This window comes from Luteibacter sp. UNCMF331Sha3.1, assembly GCF_900109915.1.
Taxonomy (GTDB): Bacteria; Pseudomonadota; Gammaproteobacteria; order Xanthomonadales; family Rhodanobacteraceae; genus Luteibacter.
In genome coordinates, this window is record NZ_FOBU01000002.1 from 1,239,856 (window position 1) to 1,261,293 (window position 21,438).

The window sequence follows — 21,438 nt, forward strand, 5'->3', positions numbered from 1 at the left end:
CCGGGCCCTCAAGGAACGTTACTGACGTTTCTTGTCGGTTCCTGCGGTCGGCTTGCCGGGCCGGCGAAGGATCACGGCGTAAGCGTCAGCGATTCGCCCACCCGAAGTGCGATGTCCTTCGTCCACATGCCCGCCTTCACCCGCGTTCTCTCCCCACCCACGCTCCGCACCGTGAGCGATGCGACTTTCCCGCGCTTCCATGTCAGGTCGACCTGAAACCCGCCGCGCGCACCGATGCCTGTCACGCTGCCCGCCGCCGCCCAGGCCTCCGGCAAGGCCGGCAGCAACTCGATCAACCCCGGTCGCGACGACATCACCATCTCCAGCATCGCCACCGGCGTGCCGTAGTTCGCATCGATCTGGAACGCGTCGTGCTCGTCGTCCAGCTGGTACATGTCGAACAGGTTCGGCGCGGTACCGTTGCTCCGGTTCTTCGCCGGCGACAGGTTGGTGACGATGAGCCGGTAGGCCTTCGCGGCGTCGCCGAGGCGCGCCCAGCACATCGCGCGCCATGCGCAGGCCCAGCCGTAGCCGCCGGTGCCCCGGGCTTCGAGCAGTCGGGTCACCCCGTCGATCAGTTCGCGCGGGCTCTGATCCTTGCGAATCCGGTCGCCCGGGAAGAAGCCGACCAGTGGCGACAGGTGCCGATGCTCGTGTTCGCCGAGGTCGTCGGGCGTCATCCATTCCTCGAGCCAGCCGGTCTTTGGGCTGACGCGCGGCAGGTAGAGTCGCGCCTGCAGTCCCGCGATCGTCGCGGCGTATCCGGCGTCCTTGCCCAGAAGCTCGCTCGCCTTGCGGTAATTTTCGAACAGATCCCAGACCCATTCCTGCGAATACGTGTTGCCCTTGGCGTCGGTCGGCCCGTGCTCGGGCGACCAGTCGGCATCGTCGATCAGCACGTCACGCGTGGTGCCGGTGGCCGGATCTTTCACGCTGGCGGTGATCAGTCGCGATTCCCAGAACGCGCAGGCGCCCTTGAGCACGGGGTAGATGCGCGCGAGGTACGCAAGGTCCGGGTTGTACTGGTAGTGCTGCCACAGGTTGTTGCACAGCCACGCGTTGCCGGCCGGATGCCAGCGCCATCCACCGCCGCCGTAGATGTTGGTGGAGATGCCGACGGTCCAGCCGGCGACCTTGCCGGTGCTGTTGCGATAGCCATTGCGCGGGTCGTTGTAATGGTCGCGGGTGAGGGCGGTCCAGGCGTCGACCTGGCTCAGGCAGTACTCGGTGAACGGGTCGAAGCACGATGGCAGGCCCGCGCGATCGGGGAGCCAGTAGTTCATCTGGATGTTGATGTCGTTGTGGTAATCCGCGAACCACGGCGACAGGTTGCCGTCGAGCCACAGACCCTGCAATCCGGTCGGCAGGCTGTCGCGCGAGCCGGCGATGGTCAGGTAGCGGCCGTACTGGAGATAGGTGGCCTCGAGTTCCGGGTCCGGCGGCGATCCGGCGGCGGCGCGCGACTGAAGGCGCGTCCACGTATCCATCGCGCGCTGTGCCCTGGTCGACGTGCCGAAGTCCACCTGCATCGTGTCGAACAGCGCGCGGTGATCGGCGACGTGGGTATGCAACAGGGTGGCCGGCGTCTGCGTCGACGCCGCCGTGGTCTTCCGGATCGCCAGCGTCAGCGGATCGATCGACGGGTCCATGTAGTTCTTGCTCAGCGACGGCGTGTAATTGGTGCCGCCGCAGACGACGATCGTAAGTGTGGAGCAGTTCGCAAAACGGAGCTTTCCCGCATCGGAGACGACGGTGCCCGACGATGTCAGAGCTGTGACGTTCGTCGCATAACGGAGACCGTTTTCGAGCGCGCCTTCGAAATGGCTGCTCGCTTTCCCGTCGCTGCGCGTCGTGTCGTCGTGCATCCCGCGCAGCGTCACCGCGCCTGTGAACGAGCCTCCGCCGGACTGGGTCAGGTGGATGACGATCACGTCGTCGGGGTGGCTGGCGAACACGTCCCACGCGTAGGCCGCGCCGTCCTTGCGATACGAGATGCGCAGCACGCCCTGGCCCAGATCCAGCTCGCGCCGGTAATCGGTGACGCGGTTCGCGTCGTGTCCCTCGACCGACAGGTACAGTTTCGCAAGCATGACGAAGGCACCGAAGTGCCCCGTGGTGTAGTCGAACTGGCCGTCGTCGCCGAGCACGACGTCGCGTTTCCCGAGCCACATCGAAGCATCGGTGAGGTAGAAGAACGTCGACGACGGATCGCCGCCGACCAGCGCACCCATCCGGCCATTGCCCACCGGCAACCCCTCGCGAAGCGCATTCGATTCGGGGGCGGGGGTGTCGTACCAGAGCGTGTGCTTTCCCTCGGCCGCCGGCATCGGGCCCGACGGGCGCCGCACCGTCCCGCCTTCCGCGAATCGGGGTAGCGAGAGCCACGGAAGCATGGCCGCCAGGGTGGCCGTCATGCCCAGGAACCGTCGCCGGTCCATCGCATCGGCGCGCGTTTCGGTCGGAACCGTCGTCGGATCGGCGTCGCTCGTCATCGGCGGTACGGAGCCCCCGGGAATTGATTTGTAAGACAAATAAATCTAAGCCGTGGCTATGACGCTTGTCATGCTGCGGCGCAGCTTGTTGGAAACGCCGAACCTAGGCAACGATGAATAAGTACGACAAATGAGCGGAAGCTGCGAACCGTCAGTCGGGTCGAGGGGATGGGGAAAACGCTTGGTGGTGCCGTCATGGGGAACGGCTCCGATGAGCGTAGAGCGGCAGGCCGTGAGTGCTTATCGGGGTATTCCACAATGTGTCGGGGAGGGTAACCATGCAGCTGACGAAATTGGCGGTCGCCGTGCGGCGTTCGCTTGTGGCGACGAGTGTCGCCTGGATGGCGGGCTACGGCGTAGCGGCTTATGCGCAGACCGCGCCGGATGCAGCGCCCGCCGGGGCACAGACGGCGCCCACGCCGCCGAAGCCGGCCAAGCCGGCTGATGGCGAAAAGAAGATCACCGAGATGGGCGAGATGACCGTCACCGGTCAGCTGGCGGCCCTGCAGCGCGCCCAGGCGATCAAACAGGATTCGGTCAACACCGTCGATTCCATCTCGGCGGAAGAAGCGGGCAAGTTCCCCGACCCGAACGTGGCCGACGCGCTTCAGCGCGTGCCGGGCGTGTCGGTGAACCGCAGCGGCGGCGAGTCGAGCCAGATCGCGGTGCGCGGCTTCGGTCCCGAGTTCGTCGCCGTCACCATCAACAGCCGTCCGATGGCCACGGCCTCCGGCTCGCGCGCGTTCAACTTCGACGTGCTGCCGTCGGAAATCATCAGCGTCGCGCAGGTCAACAAGACCTCGTCGGCCGACATCACGGAAGTCGACATCGGCGGCGTCGTGGACATCCAGACGGCGCGTCCGCTGGACTTCAGCAGCTACCACGGCGCGTGGAGCGCGGCAGGGGTGAACAGCAACCTGACCGGCGACTGGAAGGGCAAGACCACGCCGAAGGCCTCGGGCCTGTTCGGCTGGACGAATCAGGATCACACCTTCGGCTGGATGGCTTCGGCGTCGTACTACAAGCGCAAGGACACCCAGCTCAACACGCAGGCGGGTTCCTGGTACGCCAACCAGAACATCTCGCAGCTGTCCAACCTGAGCGACCCGAGCTTCACCAATGTCTCGGTGCCGGAAACGCTGTCGAGCAACGTGGTCGACGAGACGCGCGTCCGCAAGGGCGTCAGCGGCGCCATCGACTGGAAGCCGATCGATCAGCTCACGGTGCAGTTCGACACGTTGTATTCGAGCTACAAGGTCGACCCGTTCATCCATTATTTCGGTGAATACGGCAACACCGCGGATATCCAGTCGCTTACCACCGACGCCAACAACACGGTTACGAGCTTCGTCCGTAACGGCTCCGGCCCGAACGTGATGGCGAACGACTATGTGCAGTCGTACCAGCCCAGCTACGAGAAGAGCTACCAGAACGGCCTCAACGTCGCGTTCGATTTCGACCAGTCGACGAAGCTCAGCCTCGACATCTCCAACTCCAAGGCGTGGAACAAGGAAAGCCCGAACGGCTACTTCCTCGTGATCGGTACCAAGAACTTCGGTACCAACCCGACCTGGACGAATAACGGCAACGACCAGCCGCCGAGCTACTCGAACCTGCTGTCGCCCACCAGCCTGGATGGGCTCAAGGCGCACTGCTGTAACGCCGGCTCCGGCAACAACGTGACCGACAAGGTCGACAACTACCAGCTCAAGCTGGACAAGTCGTTCACCGACGGCACCCTGTCGCGGTTGGTGGTCGGCGTGCAGTACACCAAGGACACGGTAAAGCAGATCAGCTGGGGTACGCCGAACAGCATCCTCTGCAACGCGTATTGCGGTTACAACGTGGACGTGCCGGCGGATGCCGTGGGCGCCTACGTGTACACGGCGCCTCCAAAGATCCACGGTGTCTCGTCGCCCGGCCAGCCGGAACAGTGGGTGCAGTACGACCCGCGTGCCTATCTTGCCTATTTGGCATCGCCGGCCGCGTACAACCAGCTTCCTGCCGACAAGCGCGACGCGCTGCTCGCCGGCCTGGCCGCCAATGGTGGCACCCTCGACGCCGCCCCGAACCTGGGCAGCTTCAACCAGGTGGGCGAAAAGAAGAAGGCGTTCTTCGCCAAGGCCGTGTTCGAAGGCACGCTGTGGGACATGCCGTGGGCCGTCGACGCCGGCGTGCGCTACCTGCACGTGGCTTCCACGTCCACCGCGGTCAACCAGCCGCCGATCGCGTATCGCATCGATCCGAACGACACCAGCAACGGTCAGGTGACCCTCGGCCCCCTGGCGCCGCAGTCGGACACGGGCGGTTACCACAAGTGGATGCCGTCGCTGAACTTCAAGTGGAACCTGCTGGATAACCTGATCTACCGTTTCTCGTGGTCGAAGTCGCTGACGCCGCCGGCGCTGAGCAACCTCTACTACAACCGCAGCTTCGGCACGCGTCCCAACTCGCTCACCATCTCGCAGGGTAACCCGCAGCTGCAGCCCTACACGTCGCGCAACTTCGACATGGGTCTGGAGTGGTACATCAACGACGCGAGCTACGTCGCCGTCGAAGGGTTCGTCAAGCGGGTGGGCAACTTCAGCACGATCGTGAGCACGCCCGTGCCGTTCCTGACCAACGAGAACACCGGTCAGCCCTTCATCTGGTCGCTGACGCAGCCCATCAACCTGAATTCGTCGAAGATCTACGGCGAAGAGGCCACGTTCAATTACCAGTTCAAGAACGTGCTGCCCGATCCGTTCGACGGCCTGGGCTTCGCGCTGAACTACACGCACGTGAAGAGCAGCACGCAGCTGAACGAGGGCGTCATCGCTTCGTCGGGCAAGTTCGCGGTGCCGGGTATCGGCGATTCCGCCAACGCCAGCCTCTATTACGAGAAGGGTCCGGTGCAGGTGCGCGCCGCGTACAACTGGCGCGGCAAGTACCTGGAGAGCATCTCCTACGGTGCGGGTTCCACGCCGGCCACGCGTAGCGCGTATGGACAGGTGGACCTGAGCGCGAGCTATGACATCAATAAGCACCTGACGGTGTTCGCGTCCGGCACCAATCTCACGCACGAGCACCTGTACGACTACTCGGAATACCGCAACCGCTTCCTGTACGCCGAAGCCAACGGTACCGTCTACACCATCGGCCTGCGGGGTACGTTCTGATGGCGCGCACGATGCATGCGATGAGCGACACCCTGAAAGGCGTCCTGCGTGGGGCCGCCCTCGGCACGCTGATGTGCGCGGCGGGCATCGCCGCCACACCGGCGCAGGCCGACGATGCCTCGGGAGCCCTGCCGCAGATGGGCTTCAACAACTGGAACTCCACGCACTGTCGCGCGGAGTTCGACGAAGCGATGATCCGCGGCATCGCCGACAAGTTCATCAGCCTCGGTCTGCGTGATGCCGGCTATACGTACGTCAACATCGACGACTGCTGGGCCAACTGGCAGCGCGACAAGGACGGCAAACTGCAGCCGAATCCGAAGCGTTTCCCAAGCGGCATCAAGGCGCTTGCCGGCTATATCCACGAGCGTGGGCTGAAGTTCGGCCTGTACTCGAGCGCCGGCACGTCCACCTGCGAGCCGCTGCAGGAAAACCGCGGTTTCCCGGGTGGTCTCGGCCACGAGAAGGATGATGCGAAGTCGTTCGCGTCGTGGGACGTCGATTACCTCAAGTACGACAACTGCAACAACAAGAAGCTCGACGCCCACAAGCGCTATACCGACATGGCGGAAGCCTTGCGCAACAGCGGTCGGAAGATCTTCTTCAGCATGTGCGAATGGGGCGAGAACAAGCCCTGGCTATGGGCGAGCAAGGACCCGGTCGACGCCGGTTCCTGGCGCACCACGGGCGACATCAGCGACAACTACCCGTCGATGCTGAAGATCTTCAAGGAGAATGTCGTTCTCGACCAGTACGCGAGCCTCGGTCACTGGAACGATCCCGACATGCTCGAAGTGGGCAACGGCGGCATGACCGACGTCGAATACCGCAGCCACTTCAGCCTGTGGTCGATCATGGCCTCGCCGCTGCTCATCGGCACCGACCTGCGGACCATCAAGCCGGAAGCGCTGAAGATCCTGCTCAACAAGGACGTGATTGCCATCGACCAGGATCCGCTGGGCGTGCAGGGCAAGCAGGTGCGCGACAAGGACGGCATCCATGTGATCGTGAAGCCGCTGAAGGACGGCGGCCGCGCCGTGGCCGTGTTCAACGAGGGCGACAAGGCGAAGGACGTGACCGTGGCGGCGACCGAGATCGGCCTCAAGGCCGGCGGCAGCTACACCATGCGCGACCTCTGGGCCCACACGGACGCCAAGGGCGACGGCTCGATCAAGACGAAGCTCGAGCCGCACGCCACCGTGATGTACCGCATCAGTCAGTAAGTGAAGTGCAGCGACCGGGCCCAGGGCCCGGTCGCTTTTCCCGCGTTGCTTGGCCTCGTGTGTCCACCGGGGCGACGACCTTTTCACATCGCGCTGCCGCATGGGATCGCAGTCTCCTACCACCCAAGGAGACCCCCATGACCACGATGACCCTCCCCGAACTTGCAAAGAAGATGGCTGGCATCGATTTCTCGATGCTCCAGACCCACACCGCGTCCGGCGAGATCGCCGGGCGACCGATGAGCAACAACGGTGACGTCGAATACGACGGTGATAGCTGGTTCTTCGCCTATGAGGACGCGAACTTCGTCGGTGAGCTCGAAGCCAATCCGGCGTGCGCGCTGTCCTTTACCGGATCGAAATCGCTGCTGGGCAAGCCGCCGCTGTTCGTCGCCGTGGAAGGTCGCGGCGAGATCATCCGCGAGAAGGCGCAGTTCGAACGGCATTGGCAGGACAGCATGAAGCGCTGGTTCAAGGACGGCACCGACACACCGGGCATGGTGCTCATCAAGGTCCACGCCGTTCGCATCACATGGTGGGAAGGCGAGGACGAGGGCGAGATCCGGGTCTGATCCGGCGATTCGCCGACCATGGACACGTGTGAGGGCAATCCGCGACGCGGGTTGCCCTTTCCGTATCCGGCAGGTGCTCCCGGATCCTCTTCGCTAGGGATTCGCGGAGGTGACGTTGCCTGTCCGCGCGGACGCTTGCCCCGCGACCGCGCCACGGCGACCCGGCGAGTACGTCAGTGCCGTCTTAAATTCCCGCGCCGCATCGGCCTTCTTTCCCTGCAACAGCAGCAATTCGCCCAGTTGCTCGCGCGCGGGCACCACGGGGCCGGGGCTCACGGGCGGTTTCTCGAACGCGTCTTCTTCGTCGGCTGCCGCTCGCATCAATGCGACCGCGCCGCTAGCGTCGCCGTTCGCGGAAAGCTGCCACGCCTGCGCTTCCTTGAGCAACGCATCGGTTTCCATCGTCCAGTAGCCGCCGCCGCTGGCTTTCTGCGCCGCGAGGCTGGCCTTGAGCTGTGCGATATCCGCGTCGGCGGGCCGCGGCGTGCCGGCCCGCGCGTTTCCTAGCGCGCGTGCCCAATGAACCATGGCGGCCACGTTGGGTGCGGAGCCGGGGAGCACGTCGAGCTTCGCCGCCCGGTCCCAATCCTTCTGTTCCACCGCGACGCGCACCGCGATCGCCGTGGCCGAGTAGCCGGATTTGAATTGCCCGGCATTGATGTCCGGCATCGCCTCGACGTCGGCGAGGATCGCCTCGGCGTCTTTCGTGCGACCGCTTTGCAGGTAGGCGTAGGTCAGGTAATCCATGGCATGGAGTTCTTCTCCCGTGTCGCCTTCCGCGTGCGCCGCCTTGCGCGCGGCCAGGTTCGACGTGATCGAATCGTTCCAGTAGCCCAGCCGCGTGAAGATGTGCGACGGCATGTGCAGGGCGTGCGGCACGGACGGCGCGATCTGTGCGTACGCGCGTGCGGCGGCGAGGCCCCGCGGCGCGAGATCGGGCGTGTCGTAGGCGTGGATGATGTAGTGCGCGAGACCGGGATGGTCGGGGTGGGCGCGGTAGATCGGCTCGAGGATCGCACCGGCCTTCTTCAGGTTGGCGTGCGTGCGATCCGACGGCGATGCCGTCGCGACGAGCGAGAGCGCGTAGAACACCTGCGCCTCCACGTCGTTCGGATTGTCGTGCGCGACCTTGGCCATGGCTTGCGCATACCGCTCCGCGCGCACGTCCGCCGCGACGTTATCGGCATCCGTGTAATACGTGTTCAGCGCCTCGATGAAAGCCCGTTCGCGCGGCGTGCCCGCGTGCAGCGCCATCGCCTGCTTCACCTGCGCGGCGCCTTCGTGCAGCGCGTCCCCGGCAGGGGTGTCCCAGAGCTGGTGATAAAGCGACATCGCGATGCCCCAATGCGCGATGGCGCAGCGTTCGTCCTGCGCGGCGACCGCACGCATCGCCTTCTCGGCTTCGGTATACGCGAACGAGTGGAGCAGGGCGACGCCGCGTTCGAAGGCGGCCTGTACCTTGGGATCGCACGAGGTGGGGAAGGTGATCCTGCCGAGCTTTTCCGGCGCGGGATGCGAGTGCATGTGCTCGCCATCGGCGGCGAAAGCGATCGGCGAAAGCAAGGTCGCCAGCAGGAAAGCCGTGATCCGATGAGCCATGCGCGTGTCCCCCGGGTGTCTCCAGCGGAGAGCATACGCCCGGCGCTCACGCGATAGCCACCCGTGTGCGCGTCCTTCACCGCGAATCCAGTCGTTCGCGACAAGGCCTCCTCTACCGTCGAGGCCTACGCGCTGCCCGGGTCACGCATGTCCGACGAAGTCATCATCTACATCGCCCCACCCGTTACGGAGCGCGGCCTCTGGCGGGTTCGCTCCGATGGCAGGCCCGAGCGGGAAGTGGCATCGGAAGAGGCGGCGGTGGCGTTCGCCGCCGAGCACGCCAGGATGATCGAGCGGGCGGGCGGCGTGGCGATCGTCAGGATCGAGCGTGCGGACGGCACATGGGAAACGTTTCGCGCCTGAGCGGTGGCGCTCAGGTCGGGCGGAGGAGCCCGACGTGCGCCAGTGCCCGGACGATCGCCGCGCCGAGCTCCAGCACGCTGAAAGGCTTCACGATCTTCACGGCGTGACGCGGCGCGTCGCTGACGTCTTCGCCGGGATCCGAGAGCATGATGACGACCGCGAGGTCAGGATTGTCGGCCCGCGCATCTTCCAGGTAGGCCCCCGTGTGGCTCTCGCCGGGCGCCGGAACGGCGGCGGTGAGAAAATTCACCCGACCATGCGCTTTTGCCAGCGCGGCCCCACCGGCGTGGGTACCGGCGATGCCCACCTCGTAACCACGCTGCCGCAGGCATTCGGCCACCGTCTCGGCCAGCGGCGCGTGAGGCTCGATCACGACGGCGAACTCACGCTCACGATGTGCCATGAATCGTCCGCCCTTTCCCATTGCGAAGGGCCCTAGGGTAGACCTCCACCGGAAGGGCGACAACCGCCGCAGGGGCCCGTCGTGGGCAAGGAGGCCGGCACCGGTTACCATCGGTCACCTGACCCGGCACCGCCGCTTCGGACCCTTTCCTCCGGAGCCCGCATGAACATCGAGGCACGCAACAACGTCCGGGTGACAGGCGATGGCCCCGCGACGCTGGTTTTCGCGCACGGCTTCGGCTGCGACCAGAACATGTGGCGGCTCGTGGCCCCGGCGTTCGCCGACCGTTATCGGGTGGTGCTGTTCGATCTCGTGGGGAGCGGCGGTTCCGACATCTCGTCGTACGACCGCGCGAAGTACGAGAGCCTCGATGGCTACGCGGACGACCTGGTCGACCTGATCGACGCCTTCGGCAAGGGGCCGGTCGTGTTCGTCGGCCATTCCGTCAGCGCGATGATCGGCGTGCTGGCCGGACTCAAGGCGCCTGAAAGCATCGCCGCCCACGTCATGATCGGCCCTTCGCCGTGTTACATCGACGATGGCGATTACGTCGGCGGCTTCAGTAGGGACGACATCGTCTCGCTGCTGGAGACCCTGGACAGCAACTATCTGGGCTGGTCGCGCGCCATGGCGCCCGCGATCATGGGGGCACCGGATCGGCCCGAGCTCGGCGCAGAGCTCACCAATAGCTTCTGCCGCACCGATCCGGAGATCGCCCGGCAATTCGCCCGTGTGACGTTCCTGTCGGACAGCCGCCGCGATCTCGATCGTCGGGTCAGCCCGTCCCTGATCCTGCAGTGCACCGAAGACATCATCGCCCCGGTCGCCGTGGGGGAGTACGTGCACCGCGCGTTGCCGCGCAGCACGCTGCGCCTCATCGACAACGTGGGCCATTGCCCGCACCTCAGCGCGCCGCAGGCGTGCATCGACGCGATGAACGACTTCCTGGCCACCGTCGATCTCCGCGATGGCCGCTGACGTCCCGAAGGTGGACGCGCTCTACGCGGACGCGCCATGCGGCCTGATCGTCACCGAGGCCGACGGCTGCATCCGGCATGTGAACCGGACCTTCTGTGGATGGACCGGCTATGAGGCTGCCGAGCTGGTAGGCGCGAAACGCATCCAGGACCTGCTGACGGTGGGTGGCCGCATCTTCCATCAGACGCACTGGGTGCCGCTGCTTCGCATGCAGGGCGCCATCGCCGAGGTTAAACTCGAGCTTCGCCATCGCGGCGGCCGCACGTTACCGATCGTGATGAACGCGGTCAGCCGCTCGCACGACGGCCACGAGCTACACGAGCTCGCGATCTTCGTCGCGGAGGATCGGCACCGCTACGAGCGCGAACTGGTACGGGAGCGCGAGCAGGCGCAGCAGCTCCTTGCCACGTACATGGAGGCCCAGCAGGCTCTCGCTTCCGCCGAGGCGCGCTTGCGCCTGGCCATGGACGCCTCCGAGGACAGGGCGCGCTTCGCCGAGCAGATGGTGGGCATCGTCAGCCACGATCTACGCAATCCGCTCACGGCCATCAAGATGGGCATGCAGATGCTCGCCAGCCCCACCATCTCCGGCGAGAAGCGCGAGCGGGTGTTCGTGCACATGGAAGCGTCCGTCGAACGCGCGCGACAGCTCACCGACGACCTGCTCGACTTCACGCAGGCGAAGATCGGCTCGGGGCTCAGCGTGGCGCCGAAGCCGATCAACGTGCATCGGGTCGTCGGTGAAGCCGTGCACGAACTGCGGATGTCGTTCTTCGGTCGCCGCATCGTCCATGTGGAGGAGGGCGAGGGCGTCTCGAGCGCGGATCCGCATCGCCTGACGCAACTGCTCGGCAACCTCGTCGGCAACGCGATGGCCTACGGCTCGCCCGACCACCCCGTGACCATCACCACGCGTGTCGACGCCGAGCATTTCGTCATCGAAGTCCACAACTGGGGAACGCCCATTGCCGCCTCGCTACTGCCGGTGCTCTTCGAGCCCATGACACGTGGGATCGAAGCGGGCGGCGAGCGCCGCAGCGTCGGTCTCGGGCTGTTCATCGTCAAGGACATCATGCGTGCGCATGGGGGCCGGATCGCGGTGCGCTCGGACGAAGCCAGCGGGACGGTGTTCGAGATGGTGTTTTCGCGCCACGGCGAGCGCATCGCGACGGGTTGATCGCTCGCCCGGGATATCTTCAGTTGCCCGAGCTGTACCGCGTCCGCCATCGCCGCGTTCCTCGCGCTGGGCGGTGGACGGCAGGCGCCCGCGGACGGCGGCGTCGCCTCGTCGGCGGTCGCGGTGGAGTGAACGCGGCATGCGGGGGCGCCCACGCGGGTGCGACACGGCTGCCGAGATGATGGCGACCTGTCACCCGGGAGCGCCACATCATGACCGACGAAACGCGCGCCGACGCACCGGTGGAGCACGTGGCTGGCGGCTGGGGATCGTTGGCCGGCATGTCCGCACTCTACCGCCGGGAGCATCCATCGGGCGCGCTGGCGACCCTGCGCCGGCAGAACAAGGCACGCGGCTTCATGTGCACCTCGTGCGCCTGGGGCAAGCCGGTGCACCCGCATGCGTTCGAGTTCTGCGAGAACGGCGCGAAATCGACGATCTGGGAGCTCACGACCGATCGGTGCACGCCTTCCTTCTTCGACGCGCATACGCTGACCGAGCTTCGTACCTGGCAGGACTACGACCTCGAGATGGCCGGCAGGCTGACCGAACCGATGCGCTACGACCCGTCGAGCGACCGTTACGTCGCCTGTGGATGGGACGAAGCCTTCGCGGGTATCGGCGACATTCTGCGATCGTTGCGTCCGCCGGAGTCGGTGTTCTACGCGTCGGGCAAGGCATCGCTCGAGGCGTCCTACCTTTACGGTCTGATGGCGCGGGTGTACGGCAACAACAACCTTCCCGACAGCTCGAACATGTGCCACGAGACGACGTCGGTAGGGCTGAAGAGCGTCATCGGATCGCCGGTCGGCACATGCGTGCTCGAGGACTTCGAGCACTGCGACGCCATCTTCTACTTCGGCCAGAACCCCGGTACGAACAGTCCGCGCTTTCTCCATCCGCTTCAGGACGCCGTGAAGCGCGGCTGCCGGATCGTGACGTTCAACCCCGTGCGCGAAGCCGGCCTGCTGCACTTCGTGAATCCGCAGAACCCGATGCAGATGCTGACGGGGAAGGCCACCGAACTGTCGCACATGTATCTGCAGGTGAAGCCGGGTGGCGATATCGCGGCCCTGATGGGCATCTGCAAGCACGTGTTCGTGCGCGATGCCGCCGCGCGCGCGGCCGGGAACGACGGCGTGGTGGACCGCGCCTTCGTCGAAGAACATACGAGTGGCCTTGGCGAGTTCGAAAAAGCCGCGGGCGCGGCGTCGTGGGCCGGGATCGAGGAGCATTCGGGGCTGCTTCGGGAGGACCTGGAGGCTGCGGCGGACGTGTATTGCGCCGCCCGGAACGTCATCGGTGTCTACGGCATGGGCCTGACGCAGCACGTGCATGGGTCGCAGAGCATCGCGATGCTGGTGAACCTGCTGCTCCTGCGCGGGAACATCGGGCGGCAGGGTGCAGGTATCTGCCCGGTGCGCGGTCATTCGAACGTGCAGGGCCAGCGCACGGTCGGTATATCGGAGAAGCCCGAACTGGTGCCGCTGGATCGTCTGGCGACGATGTTCGCGTTCGAGCCGCCACGCAAAAAGGGCCGTACCACGGTGGAGGTATGTGAAGGCGTACGCGATGGCACCGTGCGCGCGTTCGTGAGCCTCGGCGGGAATTTCGTGCGTGCCATACCGGAGCGCGATGCCATGGAGGCCGCGTGGCGCGATCTCGCGTTGACGGTGTACGTGGGGACCCGGCTCAATCGCAGCCATCTGGTGCACGGCAAGGCGAGTTATCTGCTGCCGTGCCTCGTGCGCTCCGAGGTCGATCGGCAGGCGGGCGTACCGCAGGCCGTGTCCATCGAGGACAGTTTCAGTCACATCCATGGATCGATGGGACACGCCGAGCCGGCCAGCCCGCACCTGCGTTCGGAGACCGCCATCGTCGCCGGCATCGCCGCCGCGACGTTGCCCGATCATCCGAAGCGTCCATGGCTCGCGTGGAGCGGCGACTACGCGCGCATACGCACGCTCATCGAGGAGACGTATCCGGAGATGTTCCGCGATTATTCGGCGCGGATGTTCGAAAAGGGCGGTTTCTACCGCGGCAATCCGGCGCGCGAGCGGGTGTGGAAGACGGACGACGGCAAGGCGAATTTCACGACGCCCACCGTGCGCAGCGCCTTGGGCGTCGGTGCCGCACCGGGACGGCTGCATCTCATCACCATGCGGTCGAACGATCAGTTCAACACGACGATCTACGGATTCGACGATCGCCTGCGGGGCCTCCGGGGTTCGCGTGCCATCGTGCTGATGTGCGAGGTGGACATCGCGGAACAGGGTCTGGCGGCTGGCGACGAGGTGACGCTGGTCGGCGACGCCGGGGACGACGTGCGGCGGGAGGTTTCCGGCCTCACCGTTACGCCGTTCGACCTGCCCAGAGGCTGTTTGGGTGGCTACTATCCCGAGATGAATCCGCTGATCCCGCTCTGGTATCACGACGAGGCATCGAAGACACCGGCGGCGAAGGGCGTACCGGTGCGCATCCGCCGCACGGTGGTCTGACGGCACGACGAGCCTCGACGCGCGGTGGGCGGGACACGAGTACATCCGCTCCCGCCCGACCGGCGGTCACGTCGACGCGGCGACGTCCCGCGCGAAGTCGCGATACGTCCGCAGCGGACGGCCGAGAAGCGTCGTCAGGCGCTCCACGCTGCCTTCGGCGGGCACCATGCCATCGGCCTGGAAACGCTCGGCCATCATGCGCATGTCGTAAGCCATCCACGACGGCATGGCCTGCCGGAGGTTGGTCTCGAATCCCGCCAGGTCCTCGCCGAGGTACGCCACGGGCTTGCCGAGCACCTCCGTCCAGATGCCCGCGATGGCCGGACCCGTCAGCGTTTCCGGGCCAACGATGTCGATGCGCTCCAGCGGCAGGGGCACGTCGGACCGCTCGCGACGGAGCAGTTCGATGGCGGCGACTTCCGCGATGTCGCGCGTGTCGACCATGGCCAGCCCCTTGTTGCCCACCGGCATGGGATAGACGCCATAGCCGGTGATCACGTCCTTGATGCCCAGATCGTTGCGGATGAAATACGCCGGGCGCAGGATCGTGGCGTGCATGCCCATGTGCTCGATCATGCGCTCGACAGTGAACTTGCCCGCGAAGTGGGGCACGTTCACATACAGGTCGCTATGGATGACCGAGAGATACACGATGCGTTCGATCCCTGCCTCGCGCGCCACGTTCAGCGCGACGAGCGCTTGCGTGAATTCGTCGCCCGTCACCGCGTTGAGCAGGAACAGGGTGGACACGCCGCTCATCGCGGCCCGCAGTGAATCGATGTCGAGGAAATCGCCCTGCGCGATCTCCACGTTGGAGGGGAACGTCGCCTTCGCGGGGTCGCGAACGAGCACGCGGACATTGGCGCCGCGTTTCACGAGCTGCGCGACGACTTCGCGGCCGACATTACCGGTGGCACCGGTGACGAGAATGGTCATGATCCGTACTCCGTAGAAAGGTTGGGTGGGCTTACGGAGTCAACGATAGGGGGTGTCGAATCGGGAACACAGACTCTAAGATAGGGACGACTCGTCTCGAAAATGGAACGCCATGGATATCGATGCCCTGAAGGATTTCCAGCTCGTCGCGTCGCACGGCGGCTTCGGCAAGGCCAGTCGCGCCAGTGGCCGGCCCAAGGCGACCCTGTCGCGCCGGGTGTCCGAGCTGGAGGACGCGCTCGGTGTCCGTCTCGTCGAACGGGGCGGGCAGAGCGCCGTGCTGACGGAAGCCGGGCACGCGTTGATGCGGAGGACCGAAGGCCCGATGCGCGAAGTCGCCGAGGCGTTCGAGGCCGCGCGCGACGGTAGCGCGGCACCTCGCGGACTGCTGCGCATCGCCGCGCCGCATCTGTTCTCGCAACTCGCCTTGGGACGCCTCGCCGCCGCCTTCGTCGCGCGCTACCCCGACGTCGAGGTAGAGACGATGTCGGACGATCGCTTCGTGAACATCGTCGACGAACACTTCGACGTCGCCATCCGCATCAACCCGAGCAAGGATTCGCAACTCGTCGGCCGCCGCTTCGCGCTCGATCGACTCGTGCTCGCCGCTGCGCCAGCGATTCCGAAGCCGAAAGGAAAACGCGGCGGTCCGCTTTCCGTGCCGGCCGTGGTGATGCCCTCCTACCGCGACGGCGATACATGGACCACGCGCGACGGCAGGATCGCGGTGCAACCGCGCCCCGTGTTGCGGCTGTCGTCGCTGCTCACGGTGCGCGACGCGGTGGCGGCCGGCGCAGGCATCGGCCTGCTTCCTCAGTCCATCGTGGGCAGCCTGCTGGATCGGGGAGAGCTGGTGTCGTGGGGCACGGTCGGGGACGACGTCGAGCTGTGGGTGCTGCACGCGTCGCGGCGACTCGAAAGCCCGAAGGTGAGGGCGTTCGTCGACTTCATGGCGGTGCAGTACCCCGATGGCATTTTCACCGTCGAGGATCGGACGTCGGCACGTCGCCCGGTCGGTTGACGGGGTGACGCGTTACCGCGTGCGCTCGCGCATGTCGGCTTCGAGGCGATCGAGGAAGCCGAACAATGCCTTATTCATTTCCGTGTAGTCGTTCGTACGCAGCGCGTCGGGCTGCTGCACGAATCGTCGATCGCGCAGCGCCGGAAATTCGGCCTCCGACGCGGCGATCAGCAACTCGACGACGTCCGGCGTCAGTTCCATGTGGCACTGGAAGCCGTATACAAGCGGGCCATATTCGACGATCTGCCGAGGGCAACCGGGGCTGTACGCGATGACGGTCGCGTTCGGCGTGAGGCCGGGCATGTCGTTGTGCCAATGGCCCACATCGAGCGCCTCGCCGAAATGGGCGAACTTCGGATGGGCCATGCCGGCCGCCGTGAGAGCGATCGGAAACTTGCCGATCTCCGTCTCTGGGCTCCGTTCGAACGAGCCGCCGAGCGCGTCGCCGATCAGTTGCGCACCGAGGCAGACGCCTATCACGGCACGACCCGCATCCACGCACTGACGGATCAGCGCCATTTCGGCGGCCGCGTCGAAATGCGGGCACTCGTCCGTCGTGGTGTCGGGGCCCTGCGGGCCACCCATCACGATCAGGAGATCGATCGCGCCGACAGCGGTCGGCAGCGGCTCGCCGAGGTAGACGCGCGACAAGGTGACGTCGTGCCCGCGAGCCGTCGCCCAGGTTTCGTATGCCCCCGGGGCCTCGAACGATTCGTGGACGACGAAGTGGACTTTCATGCGAGTTCCGGGGAAGCGTCAGACCGTGAATGATATCGGCAACCGCCGCGTTCTTGGGCGGAGTGGGTGGAACGCGCGGGCGGGGCTGGATCAGCCGGCCTTGCGCAGACAAATCTGTGGGAGCGCGCTCGCGCGCGATGGGTGCTCGCGGCAAGCACCCATCGCGGCCAAGGCCGCTCCCACACAAGGGCGCGCGCCCGTAGCCGCCTTGCTGTGGGAGCGCGCTCGCGCGCGATGGGTGCTCGCGGCAAGCACCCATCGCGGCCAAGCCGCTCCCCTAATCCCAGTCGGGAGCGAGTCCGGCGGGGTTCACCTCCCGGCCGTTGCGTTCCAGAGCGGCGATGGCCGCCATGTCGTCCTTGTCCAGATGCAGGTCCCGTGCGAGCAGGTTGCTTGCGAGATTCTCGCGCTTCGTCGACGACGGAATGACCGCGTAACCGAGTCGCAACGCCCATGCGAGCGCCACCTGCGCGACGGTGGCCTGGTGCTTGTCGGCGATCTGGCGGAGCACGGGATCGTGCAGCACCTTGCCGTAGGCGAGGGTCATGTACGACGTGACCATGATGTCCTGGGCTTTCAGAAACGCCGTGAGTTTCGCGTTCTGCAGATACGGGCTCAGTTCGATCTGGTTGGTGGCGATTTCGCCCTTGCCGACGACGTCGATGGCCTGTCGCGTGAGCGCGATGTTGAAGTTCGAGATACCGATCCGGCGGGTGAGCCCCGCGGCCTTCGCTTCGGCGAGCGCTTCCATGAACTCGGGCAACGCGATGCCCTTACCGGGCGCTGGCCAGTGAATCAGCGTGAGGTCGACGTAGTCGGTGCGGAGCTTCCGCAGGCTCTCACGCAGGCTGGGCACCAGCTTCGTGCGGCTGTAGTTGTCGGTCCAGATCTTCGTGGTGACGAACAGGTCGTCGCGACGGACGCCGCTGTCCGCGATGGCTTTGCCGACATCGGCCTCGTTGCCGTAGATCTGCGCGGTATCGACGGCTCGATAGCCCAGCTCGAGCGCGGCGGTGACGGAGTCGATCACGGTCTGCCCGGTGAGGCGAAACGTACCGACGCCGAAGGTGGGGATGGTCATGGGGGTTACTCCTCGCTATCAGGGTCTGAACGGCATTCTGATGCCCGACGTCGACGGGATTAACCGGAGTCTGCAAGAAATACTTTGTCTGCGAAGTGAAGAATCCACCGCGAGGCGTGAGAAGAAGGATGTTCAATAAAGGCGGCTCGCCTTGCTGCCATAACGGGCAGGGCGGCGTGCCATGCGGATTCTCCAGTGCGCCGGCCGTCATCGACAGACCGTCAGGCAAAGGGGTATCGCGATGGACAAGACACGTATTCCGGGCATCCACCGCTACGACGCGCCGGCCGGTGGCTGGGGCGCGCTCAAGGCGACGGCCAAGGCGGTCGTGGAACAGATGCGCATGGCCGAGGCGCCTGGGCTGCTGCTGCGCCTCAACAAGCCGGATGGGTTCGACTGCCCCGGTTGCGCGTGGCCCGACAAGGATCATACGTCGACCTTCCAGTTCTGCGAGAACGGTGCGAAGGCTGTGACCTGGGAGGCGACGAAGAAGCGCGTCACCCCCGAATTCTTCGCCCAGCATACCGTGACGCAGCTGCTCGAACAGAGCGATTACGAGCTCGAGAATCATGGCCGGCTCACGCATCCGATGGCCTACGACGCTGCATCCGACACATACCGCGCCGTCTCGTGGGACGAGGCGTTCGCTCGCGCCGGCGCGGCGCTACGGGGCCTCGCGTCGCCCGACATGGCGGAGTTCTACACGTCCGGCCGCGCATCGAACGAGGCGGCGTTCCTTTTCAACATCTTCGCTCGGGAATACGGGACGAACAATTTCCCGGATTGCTCGAACATGTGCCATGAAGCGACGAGCGTCGGCCTGCCGATGGCGATCGGCATCGGCAAGGGCACCGTGTCGCTCGACGACTTCGATCGTTGCGAGCTCATCATCGCCGTGGGCCACAACCCCGGAACGAATCACCCACGGATGATGGGGACGCTGCACGAGTGCGCGCGGCGCGGCGTGCAGATCGTGGTCCTGAATCCGCTCAAGGAACGTGCGCTGGAACGTTTCGCGGATCCGCAGAATCCCGTGGAAATGATGACCTACAGCGCCACGCCCATCGCCTCGACCTATCACCAGGTCAAGGTGGGTGGGGACAGCCAGGCGCTGCGTGGCATCATGAAGGCCGTCATCGAATACGACGACGCGGGCCGGGACGTGCTGGACCGCGACTTCATCGACGGCCATACGCATGGTTTCGAAGCCTTCGCCGACGACCTGCGCGCCACCTCCTGGGCGGATATCGAATCGGCGAGCGGGCTGACCCGCGATGCGCTGACCCGCATCGCGGACGCCTATGCCCGCTCGAACGCCACCATCGTCACCTACGGCATGGGCCTGACGCAGCACGACAAGGGCACCCAGAACGTGCAGCAGGCCGCAGCGCTACTGATGCTGCGCGGGAACTGTGGCAAGCCGGGCGCGGGCATCTGTCCCTTGCGCGGGCATTCCAACGTGCAGGGCAATCGCACGGTCGGCATCACGGAAAAGCCCGATCCCGTCATGTTCGACAACGTCGAGAAGGCGTTCGGCTTCCGGCCGCCCAACGTGCATGGGCACGACGCGGTCGCCGCGATGAAGGCGATGGTGGAGGGCAGGGCGAAGGTCCTCGTCTGCCTCGGTGGAAATTTCTCCGTGGCATTGTCGGACAGCGATGCGAGCTTCAGGGGCATGCGCAATCTCGACATGGCCGTGCATCTGGCGACCAAACTCAATCGGTCGCACCTGCTGGTCGGCAAGGACGCACTGCTCCTGCCGGTCCTCGGGCGCACGGAGATCGACGCCCAGGCGGGCGGCGTGCAGTCGATCACGGTGGAAGACTCCATGTCGATGGTCCATGCCTCCCGCGGCAAGCTCAAGCCCGCATCGGAGCACCTCCGCTCCGAACCCGCGATCGTCGCCGGACTGGCGATGGCGACGCTGCCGGACACGAAGGTCGACTGGGCCGGGCTTATCGCCGACTACGACGCCATTCGCGACAAGATCGAGGCGGTGTATCCCGATTTCCACGATTACAACGCGCGCATAAGGCGGCCTGGCGGTTTCCGGCTGCCCCTGGGGCCCACGGAGCGCGTATGGCATACGAAGTCGGGCAAGGCGGAATTCATCCCCGCGGCGCACTCGGTCGAGGATTCGGTGCTTCCCGGTCCGGATACGCTGATGCTCACCACGATCCGGAGCCACGACCAGTACAACACCACGATCTACGGGCTGGACGATCGCTACAGGGGTGTCTTCGGACGGCGCGACGTGTTGTTCGTCAACGAGAAGGATCTTGCCGGGTTAGGCCTGGAGCACGGCGACACCGTCGAAATATCGACCGCCTTGCGAGGCGAGGAGCACCGGCGGCTGACTCTGACGGCCGTCGCGCACGACATCGCGCCGGGTAGCGTCGCCGCCTACTACCCGGAAGCTAACAATCTGTGTCCGCTGGACCATCACGACAGGCAGAGCGGAACGCCGTCCTACAAGTCGATGCCGGTGCGCATCGTCAAGGTGGCCGCCGCGGCGGCGTGACCGCACTCAGGAACACGTCGACGGTCTCCCAGTGGCCGTCTTCCTGTTCGATACGAAGCCTGACCGGCACGTTGTCGCGCTCGTGCAGCGCCCCAGCGAGTTCGAGAGCGAACGTCCTCGCATCGTCCGGTGTCTGGAAGCGACGTACTTCCTTGCGCTCCTGAAGCACCGCGAAAGGGGTTTGGCCGCCTCCTGCCTGCGGAAGGTAAAGGCTGATCGTATCGCCGAGGTCCCGCGCTTCCATCCGCTCAGTTCTCCGGAAACTCGGGGCCGCGGCGAAGACGAATCGCGCCGTGATCGACATCGGCGGGGTCGATCGTCTCCGGGCCCTGTGTGATGACGATGCGGCCCGATCGGGCCATCCTCGCCGCCTCGTCCCGCACCGGCGACATCAGCGCACGCCATGCCGCCTCGTCACGTCCCAGGGCTCTCGCGACGTCGGACGGGCAGATCGACGCATCGGGCGCCCGTTGGCGGAGGAGTTCGTAGATGGTGCTGGCGATATCCATGGCGAGAGCCTACCGCCGGGCCCGTGAGCGACTTGTCGTAATCCTCCCGCTAAAACATGCCGGTCGAACCAACCGCCGGTCCGCGATCCGTCAATTTCGGTCTTTGACGCCAAGCATGGGTGACGCCTTTTTCTTATCGTCGACGGTGCCCCTACGCCGCGCCAAAGGA

The 21,438-nt window shown here is 65.6% G+C and carries 17 protein-coding genes; 9 read left to right on the forward strand and 8 right to left on the reverse strand.

The genetic code is table 11. The features are described 5' to 3' along the window. Window positions 1-71: 71 nt before the first annotated feature. Complete coding sequence (locus tag BMX32_RS14020; RefSeq protein ID WP_244511531.1) at window positions 72-2,414, reverse strand: glycosyl hydrolase family 95 catalytic domain-containing protein; 2,343 nt, start codon at window positions 2,412-2,414, stop codon at window positions 72-74. Between the two features lie 356 nt (window positions 2,415-2,770). Between BMX32_RS14020 and BMX32_RS14025 the strand changes: the two genes are divergently transcribed. The 3 genes from BMX32_RS14025 (at window position 2,771) to BMX32_RS14035 (ending at window position 7,445) form a co-directional block, all read left to right on the forward strand. After that, window positions 2,771-5,650 carry a TonB-dependent receptor gene (locus tag BMX32_RS14025; RefSeq protein WP_089979664.1) on the forward strand — a complete coding sequence of 960 codons (2,880 nt, stop codon included), beginning with the start codon at window positions 2,771-2,773 and terminating at the stop codon, window positions 5,648-5,650. A gap of 20 nt (window positions 5,651-5,670) precedes the next feature. Further along, window positions 5,671-6,873 carry a glycoside hydrolase family 27 protein gene (locus BMX32_RS14030; RefSeq protein ID WP_211664227.1) on the forward strand — a complete coding sequence of 401 codons (1,203 nt, stop codon included), beginning with the start codon at window positions 5,671-5,673 and terminating at the stop codon, window positions 6,871-6,873. Window positions 6,874-7,010: 137 nt separating this feature from the next. Next, window positions 7,011-7,445: a pyridoxamine 5'-phosphate oxidase family protein gene (locus tag BMX32_RS14035; RefSeq protein WP_029214060.1), complete on the forward strand. Its 435-nt coding sequence runs from the start codon at window positions 7,011-7,013 to the stop codon at window positions 7,443-7,445. Window positions 7,446-7,538: 93 nt separating this feature from the next. Here the strand turns inward: BMX32_RS14035 and BMX32_RS14040 are convergent, their stop codons facing one another. Beyond that, window positions 7,539-9,044 (reverse strand): hypothetical protein, encoded by a 1,506-nt coding sequence (locus tag BMX32_RS14040; RefSeq protein WP_089979666.1) that lies wholly within the window; start codon window positions 9,042-9,044, stop codon window positions 7,539-7,541. 147 nt (window positions 9,045-9,191) lie between these two features. Between BMX32_RS14040 and BMX32_RS14045 the strand changes: the two genes are divergently transcribed. After that, a complete protein-coding gene (locus BMX32_RS14045; protein WP_139206746.1) occupies window positions 9,192-9,407 on the forward strand; it encodes a hypothetical protein in 216 nt (71 codons plus the stop codon). 10 nt (window positions 9,408-9,417) lie between these two features. Here the strand turns inward: BMX32_RS14045 and BMX32_RS14050 are convergent, their stop codons facing one another. Further along, on the reverse strand, window positions 9,418-9,810 hold the full coding sequence (locus BMX32_RS14050) for a DNA-binding transcriptional response regulator (RefSeq protein ID WP_089979670.1): 393 nt from the start codon (window positions 9,808-9,810) through the stop codon (window positions 9,418-9,420). A 162-nt stretch (window positions 9,811-9,972) separates the two neighbouring features. Here BMX32_RS14050 and BMX32_RS14055 point away from each other — a divergent pair, with 162 nt between their 5' ends. From BMX32_RS14055 to BMX32_RS14065, 3 genes are all read left to right on the forward strand, one after another. After that, window positions 9,973-10,788, forward strand: coding sequence for an alpha/beta fold hydrolase (locus BMX32_RS14055; protein WP_089979672.1), 816 nt, complete (start codon window positions 9,973-9,975; stop codon window positions 10,786-10,788). After that, window positions 10,778-11,965, forward strand: a complete 1,188-nt coding sequence (locus BMX32_RS14060; RefSeq protein ID WP_089979674.1) for a PAS domain-containing sensor histidine kinase — start codon at window positions 10,778-10,780, stop codon at window positions 11,963-11,965. Before BMX32_RS14055 ends, BMX32_RS14060 begins: the two co-directional genes overlap by 11 nt. 212 nt (window positions 11,966-12,177) lie before the next feature. Beyond that, entirely contained in the window at window positions 12,178-14,463 is a 2,286-nt protein-coding gene (locus BMX32_RS14065) for an FdhF/YdeP family oxidoreductase (protein ID WP_089979675.1), read from the forward strand. A gap of 66 nt (window positions 14,464-14,529) precedes the next feature. Here the strand turns inward: BMX32_RS14065 and BMX32_RS14070 are convergent, their stop codons facing one another. Further along, window positions 14,530-15,399, reverse strand: coding sequence for an SDR family oxidoreductase (locus BMX32_RS14070; protein ID WP_089979677.1), 870 nt, complete (start codon window positions 15,397-15,399; stop codon window positions 14,530-14,532). Window positions 15,400-15,511: 112 nt separating this feature from the next. Here BMX32_RS14070 and BMX32_RS14075 point away from each other — a divergent pair, with 112 nt between their 5' ends. Then, window positions 15,512-16,420 carry a LysR family transcriptional regulator gene (locus BMX32_RS14075; protein WP_089979678.1) on the forward strand — a complete coding sequence of 303 codons (909 nt, stop codon included), beginning with the start codon at window positions 15,512-15,514 and terminating at the stop codon, window positions 16,418-16,420. A gap of 12 nt (window positions 16,421-16,432) precedes the next feature. Here BMX32_RS14075 and BMX32_RS14080 read toward each other — a convergent pair whose 3' ends face one another. Further along, a complete protein-coding gene (locus tag BMX32_RS14080; protein WP_089979680.1) occupies window positions 16,433-17,158 on the reverse strand; it encodes a type 1 glutamine amidotransferase in 726 nt (241 codons plus the stop codon). A gap of 277 nt (window positions 17,159-17,435) precedes the next feature. Beyond that, complete coding sequence (gene dkgB, locus BMX32_RS14085) at window positions 17,436-18,239, reverse strand: 2,5-didehydrogluconate reductase DkgB (protein WP_089979681.1); 804 nt, start codon at window positions 18,237-18,239, stop codon at window positions 17,436-17,438. A gap of 241 nt (window positions 18,240-18,480) precedes the next feature. Between dkgB and BMX32_RS14090 the strand changes: the two genes are divergently transcribed. After that, window positions 18,481-20,760 (forward strand): FdhF/YdeP family oxidoreductase, encoded by a 2,280-nt coding sequence (locus BMX32_RS14090; protein WP_089979683.1) that lies wholly within the window; start codon window positions 18,481-18,483, stop codon window positions 20,758-20,760. On the opposite strand, the gene BMX32_RS14095 is transcribed toward BMX32_RS14090, so the two are convergent. Beyond that, the gene (locus tag BMX32_RS14095) at window positions 20,735-21,004 is read right to left on the reverse strand and encodes a hypothetical protein (protein WP_089979685.1); all 270 of its coding nucleotides are present in this window, start codon (window positions 21,002-21,004) and stop codon (window positions 20,735-20,737) included. The genes BMX32_RS14090 and BMX32_RS14095 overlap by 26 nt on opposite strands. A 4-nt stretch (window positions 21,005-21,008) precedes the next feature. Then, window positions 21,009-21,269, reverse strand: a complete 261-nt coding sequence (locus BMX32_RS14100; RefSeq protein WP_089979687.1) for a DUF3253 domain-containing protein — start codon at window positions 21,267-21,269, stop codon at window positions 21,009-21,011. Window positions 21,270-21,438 lie beyond the last annotated feature (169 nt).